Source organism: Desulfitobacterium hafniense DCB-2 (assembly GCF_000021925.1).
GTDB lineage: Bacteria > Bacillota > Desulfitobacteriia > Desulfitobacteriales > Desulfitobacteriaceae > Desulfitobacterium > Desulfitobacterium hafniense.
Genome location: NC_011830.1, coordinates 5071364 through 5092505, shown reverse-complemented (window position 1 = coordinate 5092505; position 21142 = coordinate 5071364). Strand labels below are relative to the sequence as shown.

Sequence of the window (21142 nt, the reverse complement as noted above, 5' to 3'; positions counted from 1 at the left end):
GGATTTTGTCTCCGAGGTTAATAGGGCATTTCCGCCATGCGCTTAAGGGTCCGGTATTTATCCTGGGCATGCTCCTCCGCCGCTTTGAACATTTCGTCGGCAATTTCGGGGAAGACGTTTTTGAGTGATGAGTAGCGGATTTCCCCTTGGATAAAGTCCTGGAAGGAGCCTTTAGGCTCTTTGGAATCCAGAATAAAGGGGTTCTTTCCCTGTTCCTTAAGGCGTGGGTCATGACGCCACAGGTGCCAATAACCGGCGTCCACGGCCTTCTTCATCTGCGCCATGCTGGTACCCATCCCTGTCTTGATGCCGTGGTTGATACAGGAAGCGTAGGCGATGATGATGGAAGGGCCTTTATAGCTTTCGGCTTCGGCAATGGCCTTCAAGGTGTGATTCATATTGGCCCCCATGGCAATTTGGGCGACATAGATATAGCCATAGGTAGTGGAGATCAGGCCCAGGTCTTTTTTGCGGACTCTTTTGCCGCCGGCGGCAAATTTGGCGATGGCTGCCGTTGGCGTGGCCTTGGAGGATTGGCCTCCGGTATTGGAGTAGACCTCTGTATCAAAGACAAAGATGTTAATGTCGTCCCCGCTGGCCAGGACATGGTCCACCCCATTGTAGCCGATGTCATAGGCAAAGCCGTCGCCGCCGAAGATCCAGACGGAGGGTTTAATCAGATAGTCTTTTTTAGCCATGATTTCCTGAAGGAGGGGATTGCGGTCAATATTCTCTTTTTGGAGAGCTTCCAGCAGCCGTGCGCTGGCCTTTTTGGACCCTTCACCTTCAGCGAAGTTATCCAGCCAGTCCTGGCAAGCTTCCTTCATTTCGCCGTTGATGTCGCTTTCAATTAACTGACGCATTACTTGAGCGAGTTTTTCCCGGATTTGCTTGGAGCCAAGATACATACCATAACCGAATTGAGCATTGTCTTCGAAGAGGGGATTCATCCAGGCCGGCCCTTTGCCCTCGGCATTGACGGTATAGGGCACGGAAGGAGCACTGCCTCCCCAGATGGAGGAACACCCGGTGGCATTGGCAATAATCATACGATCGCCATAGAGTTGGGTAATGAGGCGGGCATAAGGTGTCTCACCGCAGCCGGGACATGCACCGTTGAATTCCAGCAGGGGCCTTGCCAGCTGGCTGCCGAAGAGGGTTTTGACATCCAGCAGATCCCGCTTTTCCGTAACGGTCATGGCGAATTCCCAATTTTCGGCTTCCATTTCGATTTCATGATCGGCAGGCTCCATCACCAGAGCCTTGCCCGGTGCGGGACAGATATCGGCGCAGTTGCCGCAGCCGGTACAATCCAAGGGAGATACTTGAATCCGGTAATGGTAGCCTTCCAGCTTTTTGTTGATGGGTTTCTTGGTTTTAAAGGTATCCGGGGCTTGGGCTGATTCCTGATCGTCCAACAGGAAGGAACGTATGGTGGCATGGGGGCAGACATAGGCGCATTGATTGCATTGGATGCATTTATCGATCTGCCATTCAGGCACATAAACCGCGATTCCCCGTTTTTCGTATTTGGTGGTGCCTAAGGGGAAAGTGCCGTCTTCCCTGCCCACAAAAGCGCTGGTGGGCAGGTTGTCCCCTTCATGGCGGGCCATGGGGCGCTGAATATCTTTGACGAAAGCAGGCTCCTCTTTGATGGGCATGTTTTCATCAGGAACATCGGCCCAGGCTGGGGGAACGTTGACCTTGATCAGGGATTCAATCCCTTTGTCCACTGCCTTTTCGTTCATTTCTACAATCTTGGCGCCTTTTTTGCCGTAGACTTTATGGATAGAATCTTTTAAGTAACGAATGGCGTCATCGATAGGAATAACGTTAGCCAGCTTAAAGAAAGCGGACTGCATAACCATGTTAATCCGTCCGCCCAGACCGATCTCGCCGGCGATGGATATGGCGTCAATGAGGTAGAACTTAATATCATGTTTAGCGAGATAGCGTTTCAGATAGGCGGGCAGGTGATCTTCCACTTCCTCGGGGGTCCAGGAGCAGTTCAGGACAAAGGTGCCGCCTTTCTTCAGGCCTTTGACAATGTCATAGTTATAAATAAAGGATTTGTTATGACAAGCAATATAGTCGGCATCAAAAACCAGGTAAGAGGATTTTATGGGCTGCTTGCCAAAGCGTAAGTGGGAAATGGTGGTGCCGCCTGATTTTTTACTGTCATATTCGAAATAACCCTGGACATTAAGCTCCGTATTATCCCCGATGATCTTAATGGCGCTCTTGTTGGCCCCTACCGTTCCATCTGAACCCAGTCCCCAGAACTTGCAGCGGATGGTTCCTTCCGGAGAAGCGTCGATGATCTCTTCTTCAGGCAAGGAGGTGTGGCTGACATCATCGATGATCCCGATGGTGAAGCGGTCTTTGGGCTGGGCTTGGTTGAGGTTTTTAAAGACGGCCAGGATCTGGGAAGGAGTGGTATCCTTGGAGCCTAAGCCATAGCGGCCGCCGACGATCACCGGACGGGTTGCTTCATGGTTAAACATTTGGATAATATCCAGATAGAGGGGCTCACCGGTGGAGCCAGGCTCTTTGGTACGATCAAGGACGGCGATTTTTTTCACGGTCTTAGGCAGAACATCGAAGAAATATTTGGAGCAGAAGGGACGGTAAAGGTGAACTTTGATCAGTCCCAAGCGCTCCCCTCTTTGCGCCAGGAAGTCGATGGTTTCTTCAATGGTGCTGCACACTGAGCCCATGGCCACGATAATGTTTTCAGCGTTAGGATCGCCATAGTATTGGAAGGGATGATATTCCCGCCCGCTGATTTTCTTAAATTCTTGGAAATAGTCTTCAATAATATCAGGGACTGCCTCATAAAACGGATTGGAGACTTCCCGGCCTTGGAAATAAATATCCGGGTTTTGAGCCGTGCCTCTTAAAACCGGGTGGTTAGGGTTGAGGGCATTATCCCGGAATTGCTGAATCTTTTCGTAATCCACTAATTGTGCAATGTCTTCATAGGGAGTGACTTCGATTTTCTGCACTTCATGGGATGTTCTGAAGCCGTCAAAAAAGTGAAGATGAGGAATCCGTGATTTGATGGCGGCCAGATGAGCTATGTAGGCCATATCCATGGCTTCCTGAACATCGTTGGAACAAAGCATGGCAAAGCCTGTTTGGCGGCAGGCATTAATATCGGAGTGGTCACCAAAGATAGAGAGAGCATGAGTGGCCAGGCCCCGGGCGCTGACATGGAAGACGGCGGGCACCAGGTTTCCGGCCATCTTATACATTTCCGGGATCATCAGGAGCAGGCCCTGAGAAGCGGTATAGGTTGTGGTCAGGGCTCCGGCTTGCAGGGAACCATGCACTGCGGCTGCGGCCCCCGCCTCGGATTCCATCTCGACCACTTTGACAGGCTGATCAAAGATATTTCTGTGATTGTGGGCAGACCATTCGTCCACTGCTTCAGCCATGGGCGAGGAAGGTGTAATGGGGAAGATGGTCGCCACCTCAGTCAAAGCATAGGACGCTTCGGCTGCGGCTTGATTGGCATCCATCGTTTTCATTTTCTTTGCCACGAAACTACCTCCTTTAAAACAATGAGCATTTGGATTTAGGCTTAGTATTCGTTATTGGGAAACTCTCATACATTTTTTTGCGCTTTTGCTTGAATTTCAACCTATGCCGGGGCCTGGCGAAAAAAGAAAACCGTTTCGAGCCTGACGGCATAGAAACGGTTTTAGTCTACAAGCTGGATTAAGCTGAACCCGGGGTCATAGATCCCCGCCTATAAGAAGATGGGAGTCATAGTAGTGTTTAAGAATAAATAGCTGAACAAAAGGATTTAATTTTTACCGCGTGAACAGACGATTAGAAGCGCCGAAGGCCCCTGCATTCCCAAGACCACCGAAACCGGCACCACCGAAGCCGGCATTCCCAAAACCAAAGTTACCGGTATTAGCGAAACCCCGATCAACAGTAACGTTGCGTGTTATCTGTTGAACATAGGGTTGAGGAACATCAACGATATTCTGACGATTAACCGTCACGACAGGTTGAATAACGGGGATCATTCTAGGGGTAAAAGTATCCCTTACGCAGTATTGTGGTGGGCAACAAATTGGATTACCAACGCAGCCATACATTGCGAAACACCTCCTTTTTATATTACAGTGTATGATGCAAAAACCAAATTGGCAATGATTTACAATTCTTTCTGCAAAAAAATCTTATTTTTGAGTTATACAGCATTTACCAGTCGAAGACATCCTTCTGAGGATGTCTTTTTTGATTTTAAGTGCATATAAATGTATAAAATTTCGGTGCAAAAAAGGAGGGCTCAGGGTGCAGGAATATATCCGTAAACGGGTACTCGATATTGGCAATTATATAATGGAATCGAGCGCCACAGTAAGACAGACAGCAGATATCTTCGGAGTGAGTAAATCCACTGTTCATAAGGATGTCACGGAGAGGCTACCCCTGATCAATGAAAAGCTGGCTATGGAGGTTAAGCAAATACTGGAAAGCAATAAGGCAGAACGTCATATCCGGGGTGGTGAAGCCACTCGGAAAAAATATCAGGAGAGCTGAAAGCAGGTTTAGCAGGTTTATTTAGATAAATGTTCGGGAACTATAAGAAAGCAAGTTTTTCTGGATCATAAGGGGAAATATTAAAGGAATTAGTATAGTTTCATCGAATAAAAGAATGTGGTATATTATGTATAATCTCCCGCAGGGGAGATTGTACTTTTCGTTTAGGGATATATCGGAAAGATGGTTAAAACCAGGAACAGAAAATCAAGGCAGTCAGTGATGAGTGAAGATGGACAAGCAGAAGAGTAAGAAAGGGGTACCACTTAAATGTTCGGTATAGACTTAGGAATTGACTTAGGAACGGCCAGTGTTTTGGTCTTCGCCAAAGGAAAAGGAATTGTTCTTCATGAGCCCTCGGTTCTGGCCATCGATAAGAATACCAATAAAAAAATAGCCGTTGGGGAAGAAGCCAGAATGATGCTGGGGAGAACACCGGGGAATATTGTGGCTGTTCGCCCGATGCGGGATGGTGTCATCGCCGATTATCAAACCACAGAAATCATGCTTAAATACTTTTTGGAAAAGGCGGGGGCCCGGCGTTGGCCTTTGTTTAAGACCCGGGTGGTGGTCTGTATCCCTTCAGGAGTTACCGATGTTGAAGAGCGGGCAGTAAAGCAAGCCGCTTACCAAGCCGGAGCCAAACAGGTCAAAGTCATTGAAGAGCCCTATGCGGCAGCCTTGGGAGCGGGATTGGACATCTCCGGGCCTACGGGCAATATGATCGTGGATATCGGTGGGGGAACGTCGGATGTGGCCGTTCTTTCCCTGGAAGGGATTGTCACCAAGCGCAGTTTACGGGTCGGCGGCGATAAATTTGATGAAGCCATCATCCGCCATATCCGGCGTGAATATAACCTGATGATTGGGGAGCGGACAGCGGAAGAAGTAAAGATTGCTGTCGGTGCGGCTATTCCTGAGGGACGGCCTGATCATGCTGAAATCGATGTGCGGGGCAGGGATTTGGTCACAGGTCTTCCCAAAACCATTAATGTCAACTCCAAAGAGTGTTATCTTGCTCTGGAAGAAAATGTGGAAGCCATCGTGGGGGCGGTGAAGGAAGTACTGGAGCGGACTCCCCCTGAGCTTTCCGCCGATATCTTAAGCAAAGGAATCGTCATGACCGGAGGCGGAGCCCTGGTCTACGGGTTTGACACCCGGATTTCCAGGGAGACCGGTCTGCCGGTAACTCTGGCTGAAGATCCGATCTCATGTGTTGCTTTAGGGACAGGCAAGGTTCTGGATCAAAGCTTTTAGGTCACTGACATCAGGCAGTTTTTCAACAATACATAGAATTCTGGTGAAGACAAGCTTTACAGCCGAGGAAAGGGGCACTATCCGGTGAGCAGATCGGAGAAGCTATTTCTCGGCTTTTTCTTTAGGAATGTGAATGTTTTAGTTTGGAGAGGTTTACCATGAGAGCAGATATACTTGGCGTAAAAGTGGACCGGGAGTCGATGGCGGAAACCGTCCTTAAAATCCGAAAAGCAGTAGAGGAACAGAGGCCCATTCAAGTGGTTACGGCTAATCCGGAGCTGATCTATGCTACGGGAAGGGACGTCCGCCTTAAGCAGCTGATTAATTCAGCTGAGGTTGTGACCCCGGATGGGGTAGGTGTGGTCTGGGCGGCCAAGCGCCTGGGCCATCCGGTAGCTGAGCGGGTAACAGGGATTGACTTAATTGAAGCCCTTTTCCCCATAGCAGCTGAACAAGCCTGGGGGGTCTTTTTTCTGGGCAGCCAGCCCGGTGTTGCTGAAAAGGCAGCTGAGAAAGTTGCCGAAAAGCACCCCGGTTTCCGGTGGCAAGCAGCTCACGGCTATTTCAGCCGCGAAGAAGAGCCGGCCTTGCTGGAGCAAATCCGTGAATTCAAGCCGGATCTTCTTCTGATCGGTTTGGGAGCACCCCGTCAGGAGTTTTGGATGTTTTCCCATCTTGATTTAAACACGGTCAGCATTGGTGTGGGGGGCAGCTTTGATGCTCTGGCCGGAATCAACAAAAGAGCTCCCCGGTGGATTCGCCATATCCGCCTGGAGTGGCTCTATCGTTTGCTTAAGCAGCCCTCCCGTCTGAAACGTCAACTGGTTCTCCCCCGTTTCACCTGGAAGGTCATATGCTCCGGTAAGGAGCAAAAGAGAACCCGGAAAGTAAGGTAGTATTCCTTGCCAGCGGCAGATTAACACTTTATTTCTCCGCACCGACTAAAGACGGCTCCCCTAGGCGTACTAATGAACAGGAGGTTGAAAAATGCCTGAATGGGAATTCAAATGGTCCTGGGAGAAGATAACACTCGACCCACAGGCCAGAGAGGACTTTTTACAGGAGTCTCAGCCTTTTATTCGTCATGTTTCCATTCAGACGTGTCATCGCACTTTAGAATGGGGTAGAGATGAAGAATTATCCGAGGCTTTAATCGCCTTTAATGAAGCTATTGAACATTATGAAGAAGAACGAGGCGTGCCTTTTTTAGCCTATGCCCGGCTCCTGATCAAACGCCGGCTTATTGATTATTACCGCAAGCAGCGTTTGCGGGAAGCCTTGCCTATGGATCAGGATGAGGTAGGGCAGGCTGTTGATATTCATGTAGGGCTCCAGGAATTTCGTGAACGTCAACAAAATCAGGAAAGAGCGGCTGAGATTCAGGAATTTTCCTTAGCCCTGAAAAAATATGGCCTATCTTTTAAAGTCCTGGCTGAAGTGTGCCCCAAACACCGGGATAGCCGGGAAACCCTGCTCGGGGTGGCCCGAACCCTGGCACTGTCTCCGGAGTTATGGCAGCAAGTGGAGAAGACAGGCAAGCTCCCCATGCAAGCCCTGACCTTAAAGACCAAAGTTCACCCCAAAGTACTGGAACGGGGGCGGAAATATATTCTGGCGGTAGCCTTATTGATTGCTAATCAACATGATTATATTTACTTAAGGGAATATGTACTCCCGGAGGAAAGGAGGGCTGAAGGATGAGCCAAATTAAGGCTGTTGTCTTAGAGAAATATAAGAATTCCATTACCGTACTAACGGGGGATGGAGCTTTTCAAACCTTAAAGTACAAAGGGGATGCGGAGGTCGGGGAGGAAATCCAATTGCCGGTCCAAAGCAGAGCAACCTTTTGGCGAATAGGGGCAAGTGTCGCTGCGGTAGTTCTGCTGGCATTGATGGGGATTTTCGGATGGAATGCCTGGCAGCCAAGGACCGCAGTGGCCATGATTTCTCTGGATATTAACCCCAGCCTTCAGCTTACCGTGGATCAAAAGGGAGAAGTTCTGGAGCTGGAATCCCTGAACTCCGAGGCTGAACAGCTGGTCACCGGACTAGCCCTGAAAGGAAAGTCATGGGGAGAGGCCTTGAATAAAATTATTCAAAAATCGGTGGCCTTAAATTATTTGAACGAAGAAGAAAACTGGGTTGTGGTAGGATATTCAGCCGCGGCGCCGGACCAAAAGGAGCCCTCCGCCAAATCCAGTACGATTAATACTGAAGCAATAACCCAACAAGTTCAACAGGCTGTGCATGAGCAAGGGCTTAAGCCTACCGTAGCGGTCTATGAATTGACCTCTGAGCAAAAAAAGCAAGCTGAAGAGACGGGGCTCACCTTGGGAGAGTATGCTTTAGCAGATACTGCTCAGAAGGCAGGTATTAAGGTAGAGCCTAAGGATTTAAAAGCGAAGGAAGAGCGAGCCCGCTTATTGGAAACTCCGGAAATTCAGGAGCAGATGCGTAAAGATAAGCTCATTATTGAAGCCATGAGTAATAAAACCAATCAGGGTGAGGGCAAGGATAAAAAGGAAGGCTACGGTAAAAGTAAGTGGTATAACCTGGATAGAGAGAAAAATAATCAGAAAAGTACCAAAGAACAGCCCAGAAACAGCATAGGCAATCCAAAGCCTTCCCAGGACAGCAATAAGAGCAGCAATAAAGATGACAATAAGAACAGCAATAAAGATAGGAGTAAAGATAAGGACAAAGATAGAGATTACGGTTCCGGCACGAAAGGGAAGGGAACCGACAAAGGGGATGACCTGGAAAAAGGCCAAGACAACAGGTCTGATAGGACTGACAACCAAGGGAACAGTGACCGCAATAATGATCAAAATACCGACAAAGAAAAGCGCGGGGAGAAAAAAGGGGTTCCCGACTCTGAGCAGAAGCAAAGCCCTAAGCAGGCTGAGCCAGCGGAAAAAGCCGGTAAGAGGGATAATCAGGATACTAAACAAAACAGCAATCGCAAAACTGAAGGGGATTCTCGAAATAGCTCCCAGAGTAACTGGAATTTTGGGAACTTCCTGAGAATGAACTATAGTCAACGTACTTAAATATGAAGCTCTCCTGAGGCAGAAGGTTCCAGCGGAACTTCTCCCCAGGAGAGCTTTGTGCTGTCAGCATCTTGTTAATACTTCTTGATAAAAGTTCTCAGTTTGTCTGAGCATTTCCTGAACGCTGAAGTCCTGCCAACGCTGAGCGCCGGAGTCCAGGCAGGATTGAGCGAGCTCAGGGTTCTGGAGAAGGGTGCGGCAGGCCCCGGCAAGTTCCGCCGGTTGTCCCGGGGGAATCAAAAGGCCATCCAGAGAGGGGCGAATCAGTTCCGGTATCCCTCCCACAGCAGTGGCGACAAGAGGCAGATGAGCTTGCATGGCCTCAAGCAGAACGAGGCCCATGCCTTCGCTTAGGGAAGGGAGAATAAAAATATCCATAGCGGGCAGGGTTTGATAGGCATCGGGGAGATAGCCTGTAAAAGTGTGGGGCAGCTCCCAAGCCTCAGCCTGTTCCTCAAGCTCCCTGTGCAGAGGTCCGTCGCCGATGATCAGAATATGGAGATGAGGGAACTGGGGGCGTAAGATGTGAGCAGCTTCTAAAAGCGTGTGCAGCCCCTTGGTGGGATGCAGCCGGGCGACGCTGCCGAGAACCAGGGCATCCTTGGGTATACCCCATGTCCGGCGGAAGCTTTCCCGCAATTCCCCCCGCCGCTCACTGGTGGCCAGCTGAGGCAGAGGCGGGATGCCATTATAGATGGTGCGGATTCTTTGCCCGCCGCGACGGGCCACTTCTTCAGCCAAAGCTTCGGAAACGGTGATAATCCCGGAGGTCAAGGGCAGGGTCAGCCGGTCTAAAGCCAGGGCCAAGCAGGCCGCGGCAGGTGAAAGATAATCCCGCTTTAGGGAACTGTGAACCGTGCTGACCACAGGTAGTTTCAAGCAACCTCCGGCCAGTCTCCCCAAAAGATTGGCCCGGGAGCCGTGGGTATGGATGAGAGAGAACTTTTCCCGACGTATATCGGCCATAAGCTTTGGCAAAGGGGATAAATCCAGAGCGTGCTTCATGGGAAAACGCAAGGTAGGAATGCCTTTCTCTTCAGTGGAGCGGGCGAAAGGCCCATCGATTAAAGAGCCTGAGGTTAAGGAAAAGGCAGCTTTATCGATCCCTTGCAGCAAGGTCAGGACATGCTGTTCGGCGCCGCCGATTTCGCCGCCGCCGATTAATTGCAAAATTTTATAGGTTGGCACGGGGATTCTTCCCTTCTTCCTGAAACTCGGTTATACTAAAGTATAAGCAAATTGTGACTAGGTATCAAAATAGTGGTTTTGAGCAAAAACGAAGCGTATAAAAATGTTGATAAAAAAGTTATAAATCAGGAGGTTTTTTTATGTTAGAAAGTCAGGAGATTCAAAAGATAATACCCCACCGCTATCCCTTTTTGCTGGTGGATAGGATTCTGGAGTTGGAAGATGGCAAACGGGGGGTGGGCTTGAAGAATGTTTCCGGCAACGAGCCTTTCTTCCAGGGGCATTTTCCCGGCTATCCGGTAATGCCCGGTGTGCTGATTATGGAAGCTCTGGCCCAGGTAGGGGCTGTGATTCTTTTGAAAATGCCGGAATACGCAGGACATATTGCGCTTTTTGCCGGGCTGGAAGACGTTCGGTTCCGCCGGCAAGTGATCCCCGGCGACCAGCTACGGCTGGAAGTTGAGTTATTAAAACTCAAGCGGGGGCTTGGTGTGGCACAAGGAAAAGCCTATGTAGGAGAAAATTTAGCTGCCGAGGGCACCTTAAAATTTGCTGTCGGTCCTAAATTAGAGGATTAAGGAACGCCGCTGAGTTTAGTATAGCATAAACATTACATTACCTATAGCGAGTGAAGGGGCCATCATTTCCGAAAAGACAAATTGCCCTATCCTAAACTCTTGCATAGTTTAGGGTAGGGGGGAGTATGATGGGTGTACAGCTTACCGGACTAGGGGTAATTGTGGCTTTGTTATGGATTATCACGGATTATTGGGAGTGGACGGTTCCGGAAAGGATCGGCCATAAAATCACCGCTTGGAAGAGAAAGGCTTACTGCTCCCAAATCACCGTTAAATTTACCAATCAAGAATCTATCTACCGGCAGGAGCAATTTGCTTTTTCTTTAAAACGCTTTCTGGGGGAGATGGAGCGGAAAATGAACTTGCCCGTCCATTGTGAGATTGAGCTGTGGGGAGAGCAGGATGAGTATACTGAGGAAGAGCTCCTCTACCTTAAATGCTTGAATCAATCTTTCTCCGGATTTACATGGTCCATTCAAGAAAGAATCCCCCAACCGCAGTTGGGGGATCAGGGTTCCAGTTAAGAAGGGTCATTTGGTAAGGCGCATGCTCGATGAAGATTTTGCGTCGGGTGTTTCTTTTGAATCGCCCTTGGGTTTGTTGTCGCGATCTTTATGATGCTTTTTCCCAAAATCGACCTTGCCGTTGGCCAGGTCCTCTTCTACTTTCTTTTGCCGTTCTTTAATCGCATCTTTGATCTTTTCAGCCTTTTCCTTTTCCAGGATTCCGGCTTCCACTTTCTTATCGATCATTTGCACCTTGAGCTCGACCATTTGTTGATGAAGAGCTTTGATTTCCGCCAGTTTGGCAGGATCCGGTGCCGTTGTGGTTGCCCCAAAAGCTGTTCCGGCGCCAAAGGTAAGGAAGGCGAGGGTCAATAAACTTACCGCGAACTTCTTCAACAATTTACACTCCTCCTTAATAATAGACGACTTTTTAACTGGAACGTTTTATAGAATACCCAGAAAAAGAAAGAAACATAGTGGTAATCCTTGGATGGATTATTAAAATAAGCAGGGAATAGACAGTTCGGAGCGAACACTATACTCATCGATCAATAAAACCCTTCTTATGGGATGCAAAGAGAGGGTTTTTTATGTTTTACGTTTTTGTTGCCGATTCAGGGGAGATGACACTTTCCCCTTTAATAGACGATAAGCACTTGGCTGAGGAGGCTGAGGTCTTGCGGCCCGGGCTCCCTTTAAGCTTTGCCCAATCCCTGCTGGGAGAGATTGACGAGCAAAGGCAGGGCTCAGGAAGAGGCGGCGTATGGCCCTTATGGGGAGGCTATTCAAGAGAAAGGGGAGAGGACAAGAAGCGGGATGGAGCCTGGGTTAAAAGGGCAATGCTCAGAACCTTGAAAGGCTATCCGGGACTAAGGGATCAAAATTGGCGGTGGGAGAAGGGAAACTCTCCGGAGGCCTCTTGGCAGAATGGACTGAAGGATAATCTGGGGAGTATAACAGATAAGGAAAGGATTGGGGATTTCCTGGCCAGAACTGAGGGAAGATTATTAGCCAAGGCTGACCTGCAGCGGCTGGGGCAGGAATGTCGCTTATCTTATCCGGAGATTTTGAACCTCTGCCATGAGCAGGTCGGGAAAGGGGATGCCCAATGGATTCCGGCCGTGACAAGAGTAGGAAAAGGCTGGAGATGTGAGCGCTGCGGGGAGACTAAGGTCGAAGAGTGGATAAGCATCTATGGGCCGGCTGCCACTTGCCCGGCTTGTACCGCTTTAGGAGCAGTAAGTTCACTCCATGAGCTTTACCGAAGCGGGGGTCCCTCTCAAACTATGTTTTCCTCCTCTACAGAGTCAGATCATCTGAGCTATTCCTCTTTTTCCGACTGTGGGAACATGGCTTGGGAATTTTCACCCCGTTGGGAGCTTAGTCCTGCCCAAAAGCTTGCTGCCCAACAGGTCTTAGAGTTTGTAAAAGAAGGTGCCGGCGAAAGGGGCGTCATTCAGGGTAGAAACGTTGAGAAGGAAGTGTTGCTCTGGGCAGCTTGTGGAGCAGGGAAAACCGAGGTCTGTTTTCCGGCCGCAGCATGGGCCCTTGAACAAGGGAAAAAGGTATTATTCGCGGCACCTCGTCAAGATGTGGTTCTGGATGTAGCCCCTCGTCTTCAGCGGGATTTTCCCGGCTTAAAGCTGAGTGTTCTCACCGGAACAAGCCAGGAGCGTTTTACGCCAGCTCCCTTTGTTCTGGCAACCACACACCAAATTCTGCGTTTTTACCAGGCTTTTGATTTAATCTTCCTTGACGAAATGGACGCCTTTCCCTATTATGGCAGTACAGCCTTGGCTTGGGGAATGGATCGGGCGTTGAGAACGGGAGGGAAAAGGGCCTATCTGACGGCTACTCCCTCCCGGGAAAGTTTGGAGAAGGTTAAAGCAGGGAGGATGGAACTGATCCGCCTGACCGCACGCCACCATGGCAAGGCAGTTCCGTTACCGCAGTGGCGCAAGATTGGGGGAAGTATGGCACCTGAGCATGGATGCTCTGGAGAGCAGGGAGAAAAGGTTCTTCAGTGGCTGAAGGAATTAGCCCTATGGGGTCCGGTGCTCCTCTTTGTGCCCAAGATATCCTGGGTCAACCCTTGGGTCGAAATCCTGAAGAAGGAGTTCCCCCAATGGTCAATCTCAGGAAGCTACAGTGCCGATCCCAATCGTACTGAAAAAATTGCGGCACTGCGGGAGGGAAGGTTCCGTATTTTTGTCTGCACTTCGATTCTGGAACGGGGAGTCACCCTGCCTAATGCTCAAATCATGGTTCTGGAGGCGGACCATGGGGTCTTTGACGAGAGAGCCTTGGTCCAAATGGCCGGACGGGTGGGGAGGACCCAGGAGAATCCCACCGGCAATGCCTTTTTCCTATCCCGCCAAAAGTCAGCTGCCATTGCAAAAGCGATTTATTGGATTAAGGAGCAAAATGAGCTGGCCTTCGCTCAGGGTTTAATTGACAATTAAGGAGGTTCCTTATGTCCGGCTCTATTTTTTCTCTATGGCAAGATATAAAAGACCTTGCCCGATCCCTGCTCTATGATAAGGAGTCAGCCTGTCTTCTCTGTGCAACCCATGTGTCAGGAGGCCAGGTTTTTTGTGATGATTGTAAGCAAACTTATTTCCGGCCGGATTTGAACCGGTGCAGCCATTGCGGCAAGCTTCTTGAATCTCAGCATACAGAATGTGAGGACTGCGTTGCGGGCAGAGGGCCCAAAGGTATGGATCAGGCTGTGGCCTGGGGACATTATACGGGGGCTTGGCGGGAGTTCATTCAGAATGTAAAATTTAAATCCCAGCCTTATTTGCTGAAACAGCTCGGCCCGCCTCTGGGGGATTTTGCTCTTCGCCATCTGCCGCCTCCCCATTGGATTGTGCCTGTTCCTCTGCATGATGAACGATTAGGGGAAAGAGGCTTCAATCAGGCGGCAGCGATGGCCTCCCTGCTGCATTGGGAACTGGGGATTCCTTTGTGGGAGGGTTTGCACCGGGTTCAGCCCACTGCCCCGCAAGTGGGGTTAAGCCGGAAGGAGAGGCTGCATAATCTGGAGTCGGTTTTCCAAATAGTCTCTTCATCACGAGGGCTTAAGCAAATCCAAGGAGCCAGGGTTTGGCTTATCGATGATGTGACCACTACCGGTGCGACCTTGGAGCATTGTGCCAAGGTGTTGAAACGGGGTGGAGCGGCTCAGGTGTATGGGCTTGTTTTAGCCGCAGGTTTGGAGAAAGGACAGAAAAAGGACTATTCAGCCTCAGAATTCGGTGTTATAATAGGGTCGGATAGGCGTGAGTCTGTTACTATTTTTTAAGGTAAGGGGATTTTCTTCATGGCGTTTCAAGACAAAGAACTAGTATGCAAAGATTGCGGAACCACTTTCATTTTCACTGTAGGTGAACAAGAATTCTATGCAGAAAAAGGCTTCGAAAACGAGCCACAGCGTTGCAGAGACTGCCGTAATGCACGTAAAGCCAGCCGCAACAGCGGTGAAAGCCGTCAACGGGAAATGCACACAGTAGTTTGTGCAGAGTGCGGCGTTGAAACTCAAGTTCCATTTCAACCTACATCTGATCGTCCCGTTTACTGCCGCGATTGCTACCAAAACCACCGCGTAGGTCGCTAATCAGATAAACGAGAATATATGTGAGAGCATTGGAGTATATCCAATGCTTTTTTTACAGCTTTTTTTATAAACAATTCTAATTATTATAAGAAAAAGATGTTGAATAAAGTTGCATCGTTATGTATAATAATCAATATCCATAAGACAAGTAAGAAGCTTTGCTAAAAAAGTAGCATGTTTTGCCCGCTGGATAAGTAAAGTAAAAAAGAAAACTAAAAGGAGAGGGATAAAAATGAAAAAGAGTTTACGCAATGGGATCATTGCTGTGGTCATGATGGGCTTGCTGGCCCTTACAGGCTGCGGCGGTAATCAAAGTCAGCCCCCTGCAAACGATGGGGCGAATAATGGAGCGAATGGGGGAGAAGAAAAAGTACTGAAGATCGGCTCCGCTATCGAGTATGCACCCTTTGAATTTATGGACGAAAAGCAAACTCCTACAGGCTTTGATATCGATTTAATGAACGAAATCGCCAAAGACTTGGGATATACCGCGAAGTTTGAGTCATCCTCTTTTGATGGGTTGGTCGCAGCAATTGGCCTGGGAAAATATGATGCCGTCATCTCGGCGATGACGATCACCGACGACCGTGCCAAGTCGGTGCTTTTCAGCGACCCTTATTTTGAATCCGCTCAAATAATCGCTGTTAAAAAAGGTTCAGCAATTAAATCAGAACAAGACTTAAAAGGTAAAAAAGTTGGTGTTCAACAAGGAACCACAGGTCAGTTTGCAGTTGAAGATCTGGGGATCGATCCCAGAAAATTCGATACCATCGGAGATGCCATCAACGATATGATGATTGGCGGCTCTGAGGCAGTGGTTGCCGATACCCCTACCCTTTACTATTTCATTACCCAGAACCCCAATATGGATATTGAGATCATCCCCAGCGCTTTCGAAAAAGAGTATTTTGGCATCGCCTTTAAGCTTGATAATAAAGAGTTGGCCGATCAAGTGAATGCCACGTTAAAGAAGTTTATGGACAATGGAAAATACAATGAGATCTATAAAAAATGGTTTAATGAGGATGCTCCTAAGTTCTAAGCCCGGCTCAGAATGATGATGACTCAAAACGCCTAGCAATGCTGGGCGTTTTGTTTCAGTATAATGTTTGTTTTGAGCGGAGGACAGGGGGATTTCTGGAGAAAAATGTCTGGACTATAATTCTTGAATAAACTTGCGATGAAATGTATAATTACGAAGGATTTAAAGAAGGATTCATGACATGTAATTAAAGGAGGATGTGGGTGTGGAACTCCATTGGGAATTAATGCTTGAGAGCGTCAATCCCTTGCTGAAAGGAACATTGATCACTCTGGAGCTTACGGCCGGGGCTGTGGCTATGGGGATTGTGATCGGCTTGTTTATGGCATTAATGCGTTTATCCAACAGCCGGATTTTACGGGGCTTCGCTATAGCCTATATTGATTTTTTCAGAGGGACGCCGCTTTTGGTTCAAATTCTCATGGTGTACTTCGCTGTTCCTCAGCTCTTGAATTTCCAGATTCCTGATAATTATCAGTTTATTGCCGGTATCTCGGCTATGGGTCTTAACTCGGGAGCCTATATTGCGGAGATTTTCCGGGCCGGGATTCAGTCCATTGATAAAGGGCAGGGAGAAGCGGCCCGGTCTTTGGGAATGACCCAGGGCCAAGCCATGAGACATGTTATTCTTCCTCAGGCCTTTAAACGGGTTATTCCTCCTCTGGGCAATGAGTTTATTGCTCTGCTTAAGGATTCTTCCCTGGTATCTTTTATTGCTCTTCAGGATCTTATGTATTCCGGAAAGCTTATCGTAAGCCGTACCTATCAGCCCTTTGTCATTTATTTAGAAGTTGCTTTGTTCTATCTGGCCATGACCCTGATCCTTTCTCGGTTCGTGAATTATACAGAGAGGAGGTTCGGCAAAAGTGATAACCGTTAAAAATCTGCACAAGCATTTTGGCAAGCTGGAGGTCCTGCGCGGCATCGACTGTCATATTAAAGAAAAAGAGGTCGTGGTGGTTATTGGCCCCAGCGGTTCGGGGAAGAGCACGTTTCTGCGTTGTCTCAACAAGCTGGAGGAGCTCACATCCGGAGAAATCGTTGTGGATGGCATTCCTTTGAATTCGGAAACCAATGTGAACGCTATACGGCGGGAAGTGGGCATGGTTTTTCAACGGTTTAACCTGTTTCCCCATAAGACGGCTTTAGAAAACATTACCTTAGCTCCGGAAATTGTGCGCAAGACCAGCAAGCAGGAAACAGAATGGATGGCCATGGAGCTCTTGAAAAAAGTAGGCTTGGCAGATAAGGCCCATGAGTATCCCGAGCGGCTCTCGGGAGGGCAGCAGCAGCGGGTCGCTATTGCCAGGGCTCTCGCCATGCGCCCTAAAGTCATGCTCTTTGACGAACCTACCTCAGCCCTTGATCCCGAGATGGTCGGGGAGGTTCTGGCCGTCATGAAAGATCTGGCCAGGGAAGGCATGACCATGGTTGTGGTCACTCATGAAATGGGCTTTGCCCGGGAAGTAGGGGACCGGGTGATCTTTATGGATGAAGGAAGAATCATGGAGGAAGGGTCCCCGGCAGAACTCTTTGGCAACCCTCAGAATCCGCGCACTCAATCCTTCCTGAGCAAGATTCTTTAGATTTTTAATGTTTAAATCAGGGTCCTCCTGGGCATCCTTCCTAAGAGACTAGCTTTTTGGCAGATGGCCGGAGCTGTTAAGGAATCAAGGAGGTTTTTTTCTGTGTTGGGTAAAGTAAAGTGGTTTAGCAAACAAAAAGGGTATGGATTTATCGAAGGGGATCATGGACAGGATATTTTCGTTCATTTCTCTTCCATCATGGGTGACGGCTTCCGTACTTTAGAAGAAGGTCAAGGTGTGGAATTCGATATTGTCCAAGGTCCGCGGGGAGACCAGGCTTCTAATGTGCAAGCGAGATAAGTGATAGGGAGCGGAAGAGCTGCCGTATGGAGTTTTGACAAAGTTACTATCACATGAATAAAAAGAAGAATTGTTGGCATAATTTACAACGATTCTTCTTTTTTGCATATGGAAATTTAGTTAAAAGAGAAGAAAATTGTGGAAGGATTTTTTGCGTGAAGAGGGAATAATATATTAAGCAGATATTAAGGGGGTTTTACTATGAACATCAGCGTTCGCGGCAAACAAATGGAAGTCACCGATGCCCTGAAAGAGTACGTTTTAAAAAGGGTAGGCAAACTGGAGAAATACTCTGATGAGTTTATGGATGTTAAAGTAACCCTGCTGGTAGAGGAAGGCCGCCATCGCGTTGAGGTCACTGCACCCCTCCAGGGTATGATTCTTCGCGGCGAGGAAGAAAGCGGAGATATGTACGCTTCCATCGACCTGGTCGTCGAAAAGCTGGAGCGCCAAATTGATAAATACCGCACCCGGATCAACAAACGCATGCGCACTAAAGTCCTTAAAGATCATGAAATTGAGCATCCCGCCCTCTATGAAGATGATTCTGAAGAGGTTGTCCGTCACAAAAAATTCGGTACCAAACCCATGTCCGTGGAAGAAGCCATTATGCAGATGAACCTGGTAGGACATAACTTCTACGCCTTCACCAACATGGATACCAATGTCATCAATGTGGTTTATCGCCGGAGATCAGGCGACTATGGTCTCTTGGAGCCCGAAGATTGAGATAAAATTGAATAGGATGATTAAAACGAATGGTCTACGAGGGTAGACCATTCTTGTGTGCATATGGTTGTTTCAGGACGTTCCTACAGAAATTAACAAGGGATTTGCTCTGGAGCGGGATGCTCTTGGCTTGCACCCTTTTGGTTAGAGTGATAAAATGAGTTGATACCCTTGGACAGATGGAAAGGTGGTCAATAATGGGTTTCTTAAATAAACTTTTTGATGACAATGCTCGTGAGGTTAAAAAGTATCAGAAAAAGATTGCTGCGATTAATGACTTGGAGCCGGAAATCAAGGCGTTGTCTGATGAACAGCTCCGTGCCAAGACCGATGAATTTAAACAACGGCTGGAGAATGGAGAGAGTCTGGACAGCCTTTTGCCTGAGGCGTTTGCAGTGGTTCGTGAGGCTTCCTGGCGTGTCAATGGACAACGGCACTATGATGTGCAGCTGATCGGGGGGATGGTCCTGCATGATGGCCGGATCGCCGAGATGCGTACTGGGGAAGGAAAAACATTGGTGGCAACCCTTCCATCCTATCTGAATGCTTTGACAGGCCGCGGTGTTCATATCGTTACCGTCAACGACTATCTTGCCCGGCGTGACAGCGAAATGATGGGCCGCATTCACCAGTTCCTGGGATTATCGGTGGGTCTGATCGTTCATGGCTTAAACTATGCTCAGCGGCGGGAAAGCTATGCTGCAGATATAACCTATGGTACCAATAATGAATTTGGCTTTGATTATTTGCGTGATAATATGGTGACCCGTCCTGATGGGTTGGTTCAGCGGGAACTTCATTATGCTATCGTCGACGAAGTGGACTCCATTTTAATCGACGAAGCCCGTACCCCGTTGATTATTTCCGGGGAGGCGGACAAGCCGACCGAGCTCTATAACCGGATTGCCATGATTATTCCCCGCTTAAAGCCGGAAGAAGATTATAATGTCAATGAAAAAGACCGGGTGGTCACCTTGACTGAACAAGGGGTCAGCCGGGTTGAAACCATGCTCTCCGTAGAGAATCTCTTTGACGATCTGCACACAGAGCTGGCTCATCATGTGAACCAGGGCTTAAAAGCCCATGCCCTCTTTAAACTGGATCGGGATTATGTGGTTAAGGACGGGCAGGTTATTATCGTTGATGAATTTACCGGACGTCTTATGTTTGGGCGCCGTTATTCGGAAGGATTGCATCAGGCGATTGAAGCTAAGGAAAAAGTGAAAATTGAAAAGGAATCTCAAACCTTAGCGACCATTACCTTCCAGAATTATTTCCGGATGTTTGAAAAACTTGCCGGTATGACCGGTACCGCTATGACGGAAGAACCGGAATTCAAAAAGATTTACAAATTAGACGTGGTGGAAATTCCCACTAATATGCCGATGATTCGTGAGGATCTGCCTGATGTGGTCTATCGGACTGAGGAAGGCAAGTTCAAGGCTGTCGTTGAGGAGATCATCGAACGCCACAAAAAAGGACAGCCGGTTCTGGTGGGAACCGTATCGGTGGAGAAGTCCGAGCGCTTAAGCAGTATGTTGGAGCGCCGCGGCATACCTCATCAAGTCCTGAATGCCAAGTTCCATGAGAAAGAAGCCGAAATCATTGCCGGAGCAGGCTTGAAGGGCATGGTGACCATCGCCACCAACATGGCGGGCCGTGGTACGGACATTATCCTGGGCGAAGAAGTAGCCCCACTGGGTGGTCTGCATATTATAGGTACAGAGCGCCACGAATCCCGCCGGATTGATAATCAGCTGCGCGGCCGTGCCGGACGTCAGGGAGACCCTGGTTCTTCCCAATTCTTCCTTTCTCTGGAAGATGATTTGATGCGCCTTTTTGGTGCGGATAATATCACCGGGATGATGGATAAATTAGGGATGGACGATTCCGTTCCCATTACCTCCAAGATGATCAGCCGCTCTGTAGAAACGGCTCAGCGCCGGGTGGAAAACAGAAACTTCGAAATTCGCAAGCATGTTCTTGATTATGATGATGTCATGAATCTGCAGCGGGAAGTCATCTATGCCCAACGCCGTCAGGTGCTGATGGGTGGCAACATTCAGGAGAGCATCGCCGATATGCTGGAAAAAGTGGTTCGGGAAACGGTGGATATGTTCGGCGCCCAGAGCCCCTATCCTGAAGAATGGGATCTTAACAGCTTCCTGGAGTATGTGGAAAATGTCTTCCTGCCCAATCATGATATTACAGCCGAGCAAGTAGGAAGCATGGAAAAAGAAGAGATCGTGGAAATGCTTCTGGAGAGAGCACAAGCCCATTACAAAACCCGTGAAACAGCTTTTGGCGAAGAGATCATGCGGGAAATCGAGCGGGCTGTGATGCTGCAGGTCGTGGACAAGAAGTGGATGGATCATTTGGATGCCATGGATATGCTCCGGGAAGGCATTGGCCTGAGAGCTTATGGGCAAAAGAACCCCTTGGTGGAATATCGCCGTGAGGCTTATGATATGTTCCAGGGCATGATCAGCTCAATTCAGGAAGACACCATCCGCTATATTATGAGAGTGACACCTCAGGTGACGGAGCAAAAACCGGAAGAACCTCAGCATGTCCGCACCAACCGGGATGAGGAACAGCCGGCCCGTCCGGTTCATAATGAGGGGCCCCAAATCGGCCGCAACGATCCCTGTCCCTGCGGCAGCGGCAAGAAATACAAGAAATGCTGCGGAGCAGACAGTTAGTACAAGGTTTGAATGTTTTTGAATGTTACCG

The 21142-nt window shown here is 48.7% G+C and carries 20 protein-coding genes; 16 read left to right on the top strand and 4 right to left on the bottom strand.

Annotated features, from left to right (window positions below):
- Positions 1-17 precede the first annotated feature (17 nt).
- The gene (gene nifJ / locus DHAF_RS23755) at positions 18-3542 is read right to left on the bottom strand and encodes a pyruvate:ferredoxin (flavodoxin) oxidoreductase (RefSeq protein WP_011462210.1); all 3525 of its coding nucleotides are present in this window, start codon (positions 3540-3542) and stop codon (positions 18-20) included.
- 273 nt (positions 3543-3815) lie between these two features.
- Entirely contained in the window at positions 3816-4109 is a 294-nt protein-coding gene (locus DHAF_RS23750) for a hypothetical protein (RefSeq protein ID WP_015945447.1), read from the bottom strand.
- 199 nt (positions 4110-4308) lie between these two features.
- Here DHAF_RS23750 and spoIIID point away from each other — a divergent pair, with 199 nt between their 5' ends.
- The 5 genes from spoIIID to DHAF_RS23725 all read left to right on the top strand — a co-directional run bounded on the left by spoIIID (position 4309) and on the right by DHAF_RS23725 (position 8864).
- A complete protein-coding gene (gene spoIIID / locus DHAF_RS23745) occupies positions 4309-4557 on the top strand; it encodes a sporulation transcriptional regulator SpoIIID (RefSeq protein ID WP_014795808.1) in 249 nt (82 codons plus the stop codon).
- A gap of 270 nt (positions 4558-4827) precedes the next feature.
- Positions 4828-5814 (top strand): rod shape-determining protein, encoded by a 987-nt coding sequence (mreB, locus tag DHAF_RS23740; RefSeq protein WP_005815540.1) that lies wholly within the window; start codon positions 4828-4830, stop codon positions 5812-5814.
- A gap of 158 nt (positions 5815-5972) precedes the next feature.
- Positions 5973-6710 carry a WecB/TagA/CpsF family glycosyltransferase gene (locus DHAF_RS23735; RefSeq protein ID WP_015945446.1) on the top strand — a complete coding sequence of 246 codons (738 nt, stop codon included), beginning with the start codon at positions 5973-5975 and terminating at the stop codon, positions 6708-6710.
- A 91-nt stretch (positions 6711-6801) separates the two neighbouring features.
- Entirely contained in the window at positions 6802-7515 is a 714-nt protein-coding gene (sigI, locus tag DHAF_RS23730) for an RNA polymerase sigma factor SigI (protein ID WP_005815544.1), read from the top strand.
- The gene (locus DHAF_RS23725; protein WP_015945445.1) at positions 7512-8864 is read left to right on the top strand and encodes an anti-sigma factor domain-containing protein; all 1353 of its coding nucleotides are present in this window, start codon (positions 7512-7514) and stop codon (positions 8862-8864) included. Before sigI ends, DHAF_RS23725 begins: the two co-directional genes overlap by 4 nt.
- A 63-nt stretch (positions 8865-8927) precedes the next feature.
- Here DHAF_RS23725 and DHAF_RS23720 read toward each other — a convergent pair whose 3' ends face one another.
- Positions 8928-10052 (bottom strand): glycosyltransferase, encoded by a 1125-nt coding sequence (locus tag DHAF_RS23720; protein ID WP_015945444.1) that lies wholly within the window; start codon positions 10050-10052, stop codon positions 8928-8930.
- Between the two features lie 140 nt (positions 10053-10192).
- Between DHAF_RS23720 and fabZ the strand changes: the two genes are divergently transcribed.
- On the top strand, positions 10193-10630 hold the full coding sequence (gene fabZ / locus DHAF_RS23715) for a 3-hydroxyacyl-ACP dehydratase FabZ (protein ID WP_005815550.1): 438 nt from the start codon (positions 10193-10195) through the stop codon (positions 10628-10630).
- A 125-nt stretch (positions 10631-10755) separates the two neighbouring features.
- Positions 10756-11154, top strand: coding sequence for a hypothetical protein (locus DHAF_RS23710; protein ID WP_041272029.1), 399 nt, complete (start codon positions 10756-10758; stop codon positions 11152-11154).
- Positions 11155-11160: 6 nt separating this feature from the next.
- On the opposite strand, the gene DHAF_RS23705 is transcribed toward DHAF_RS23710, so the two are convergent.
- Positions 11161-11535 carry a DUF2680 domain-containing protein gene (locus DHAF_RS23705; protein WP_005815554.1) on the bottom strand — a complete coding sequence of 125 codons (375 nt, stop codon included), beginning with the start codon at positions 11533-11535 and terminating at the stop codon, positions 11161-11163.
- A gap of 191 nt (positions 11536-11726) precedes the next feature.
- Between DHAF_RS23705 and DHAF_RS23700 the strand changes: the two genes are divergently transcribed.
- The 9 genes from DHAF_RS23700 to secA all read left to right on the top strand — a co-directional run bounded on the left by DHAF_RS23700 (position 11727) and on the right by secA (position 21111).
- On the top strand, positions 11727-13598 hold the full coding sequence (locus tag DHAF_RS23700) for a helicase-related protein (RefSeq protein ID WP_005815556.1): 1872 nt from the start codon (positions 11727-11729) through the stop codon (positions 13596-13598).
- Positions 13599-13609: 11 nt separating this feature from the next.
- The gene (locus tag DHAF_RS23695; RefSeq protein ID WP_015945442.1) at positions 13610-14440 is read left to right on the top strand and encodes a ComF family protein; all 831 of its coding nucleotides are present in this window, start codon (positions 13610-13612) and stop codon (positions 14438-14440) included.
- A gap of 18 nt (positions 14441-14458) precedes the next feature.
- A complete protein-coding gene (locus tag DHAF_RS25505) occupies positions 14459-14752 on the top strand; it encodes a zinc-ribbon domain containing protein (protein ID WP_005815560.1) in 294 nt (97 codons plus the stop codon).
- A 232-nt stretch (positions 14753-14984) separates the two neighbouring features.
- Positions 14985-15794, top strand: coding sequence for a basic amino acid ABC transporter substrate-binding protein (locus tag DHAF_RS23690; RefSeq protein ID WP_015945441.1), 810 nt, complete (start codon positions 14985-14987; stop codon positions 15792-15794).
- A 205-nt stretch (positions 15795-15999) separates the two neighbouring features.
- Positions 16000-16674, top strand: a complete 675-nt coding sequence (locus tag DHAF_RS23685; RefSeq protein WP_015945440.1) for an amino acid ABC transporter permease — start codon at positions 16000-16002, stop codon at positions 16672-16674.
- On the top strand, positions 16661-17380 hold the full coding sequence (locus tag DHAF_RS23680; protein ID WP_005815569.1) for an amino acid ABC transporter ATP-binding protein: 720 nt from the start codon (positions 16661-16663) through the stop codon (positions 17378-17380). Before DHAF_RS23685 ends, DHAF_RS23680 begins: the two co-directional genes overlap by 14 nt.
- A 102-nt stretch (positions 17381-17482) precedes the next feature.
- The gene (locus DHAF_RS23675) at positions 17483-17680 is read left to right on the top strand and encodes a cold shock domain-containing protein (RefSeq protein WP_011462200.1); all 198 of its coding nucleotides are present in this window, start codon (positions 17483-17485) and stop codon (positions 17678-17680) included.
- A 201-nt stretch (positions 17681-17881) separates the two neighbouring features.
- A complete protein-coding gene (gene hpf, locus DHAF_RS23670) occupies positions 17882-18409 on the top strand; it encodes a ribosome hibernation-promoting factor, HPF/YfiA family (RefSeq protein WP_005815573.1) in 528 nt (175 codons plus the stop codon).
- Positions 18410-18606: 197 nt separating this feature from the next.
- A complete protein-coding gene (gene secA / locus DHAF_RS23665; protein ID WP_015945439.1) occupies positions 18607-21111 on the top strand; it encodes a preprotein translocase subunit SecA in 2505 nt (834 codons plus the stop codon).
- Positions 21112-21142 lie beyond the last annotated feature (31 nt).

Excerpts from the sequence above, each read along its gene's own strand:
- DHAF_RS23710 (WP_041272029.1), top strand. The coding sequence starts at position 10,756 with ATGATGGGTGTACAGCTTACCGGACTAGGGGTAATTGTGGCTTTGTTA.
- DHAF_RS23735 (WP_015945446.1), top strand. The coding sequence starts at position 5,973 with ATGAGAGCAGATATACTTGGCGTAAAAGTGGACCGGGAGTCGATGGCG.
- DHAF_RS23695 (WP_015945442.1), top strand. The coding sequence starts at position 13,610 with ATGTCCGGCTCTATTTTTTCTCTATGGCAAGATATAAAAGACCTTGCC.
- hpf (WP_005815573.1), top strand. The coding sequence starts at position 17,882 with ATGAACATCAGCGTTCGCGGCAAACAAATGGAAGTCACCGATGCCCTG.
- DHAF_RS23690 (WP_015945441.1), top strand. The coding sequence starts at position 14,985 with ATGAAAAAGAGTTTACGCAATGGGATCATTGCTGTGGTCATGATGGGC.
- fabZ (WP_005815550.1), top strand. The coding sequence starts at position 10,193 with ATGTTAGAAAGTCAGGAGATTCAAAAGATAATACCCCACCGCTATCCC.
- DHAF_RS23700 (WP_005815556.1), top strand. The coding sequence starts at position 11,727 with ATGTTTTACGTTTTTGTTGCCGATTCAGGGGAGATGACACTTTCCCCT.
- sigI (WP_005815544.1), top strand. The coding sequence starts at position 6,802 with ATGCCTGAATGGGAATTCAAATGGTCCTGGGAGAAGATAACACTCGAC.
- DHAF_RS25505 (WP_005815560.1), top strand. The coding sequence starts at position 14,459 with ATGGCGTTTCAAGACAAAGAACTAGTATGCAAAGATTGCGGAACCACT.
- DHAF_RS23750 (WP_015945447.1), bottom strand. The coding sequence starts at position 4,109 with ATGTATGGCTGCGTTGGTAATCCAATTTGTTGCCCACCACAATACTGC.
- DHAF_RS23725 (WP_015945445.1), top strand. The coding sequence starts at position 7,512 with ATGAGCCAAATTAAGGCTGTTGTCTTAGAGAAATATAAGAATTCCATT.
- secA (WP_015945439.1), top strand. The coding sequence starts at position 18,607 with ATGGGTTTCTTAAATAAACTTTTTGATGACAATGCTCGTGAGGTTAAA.
- mreB (WP_005815540.1), top strand. The coding sequence starts at position 4,828 with ATGTTCGGTATAGACTTAGGAATTGACTTAGGAACGGCCAGTGTTTTG.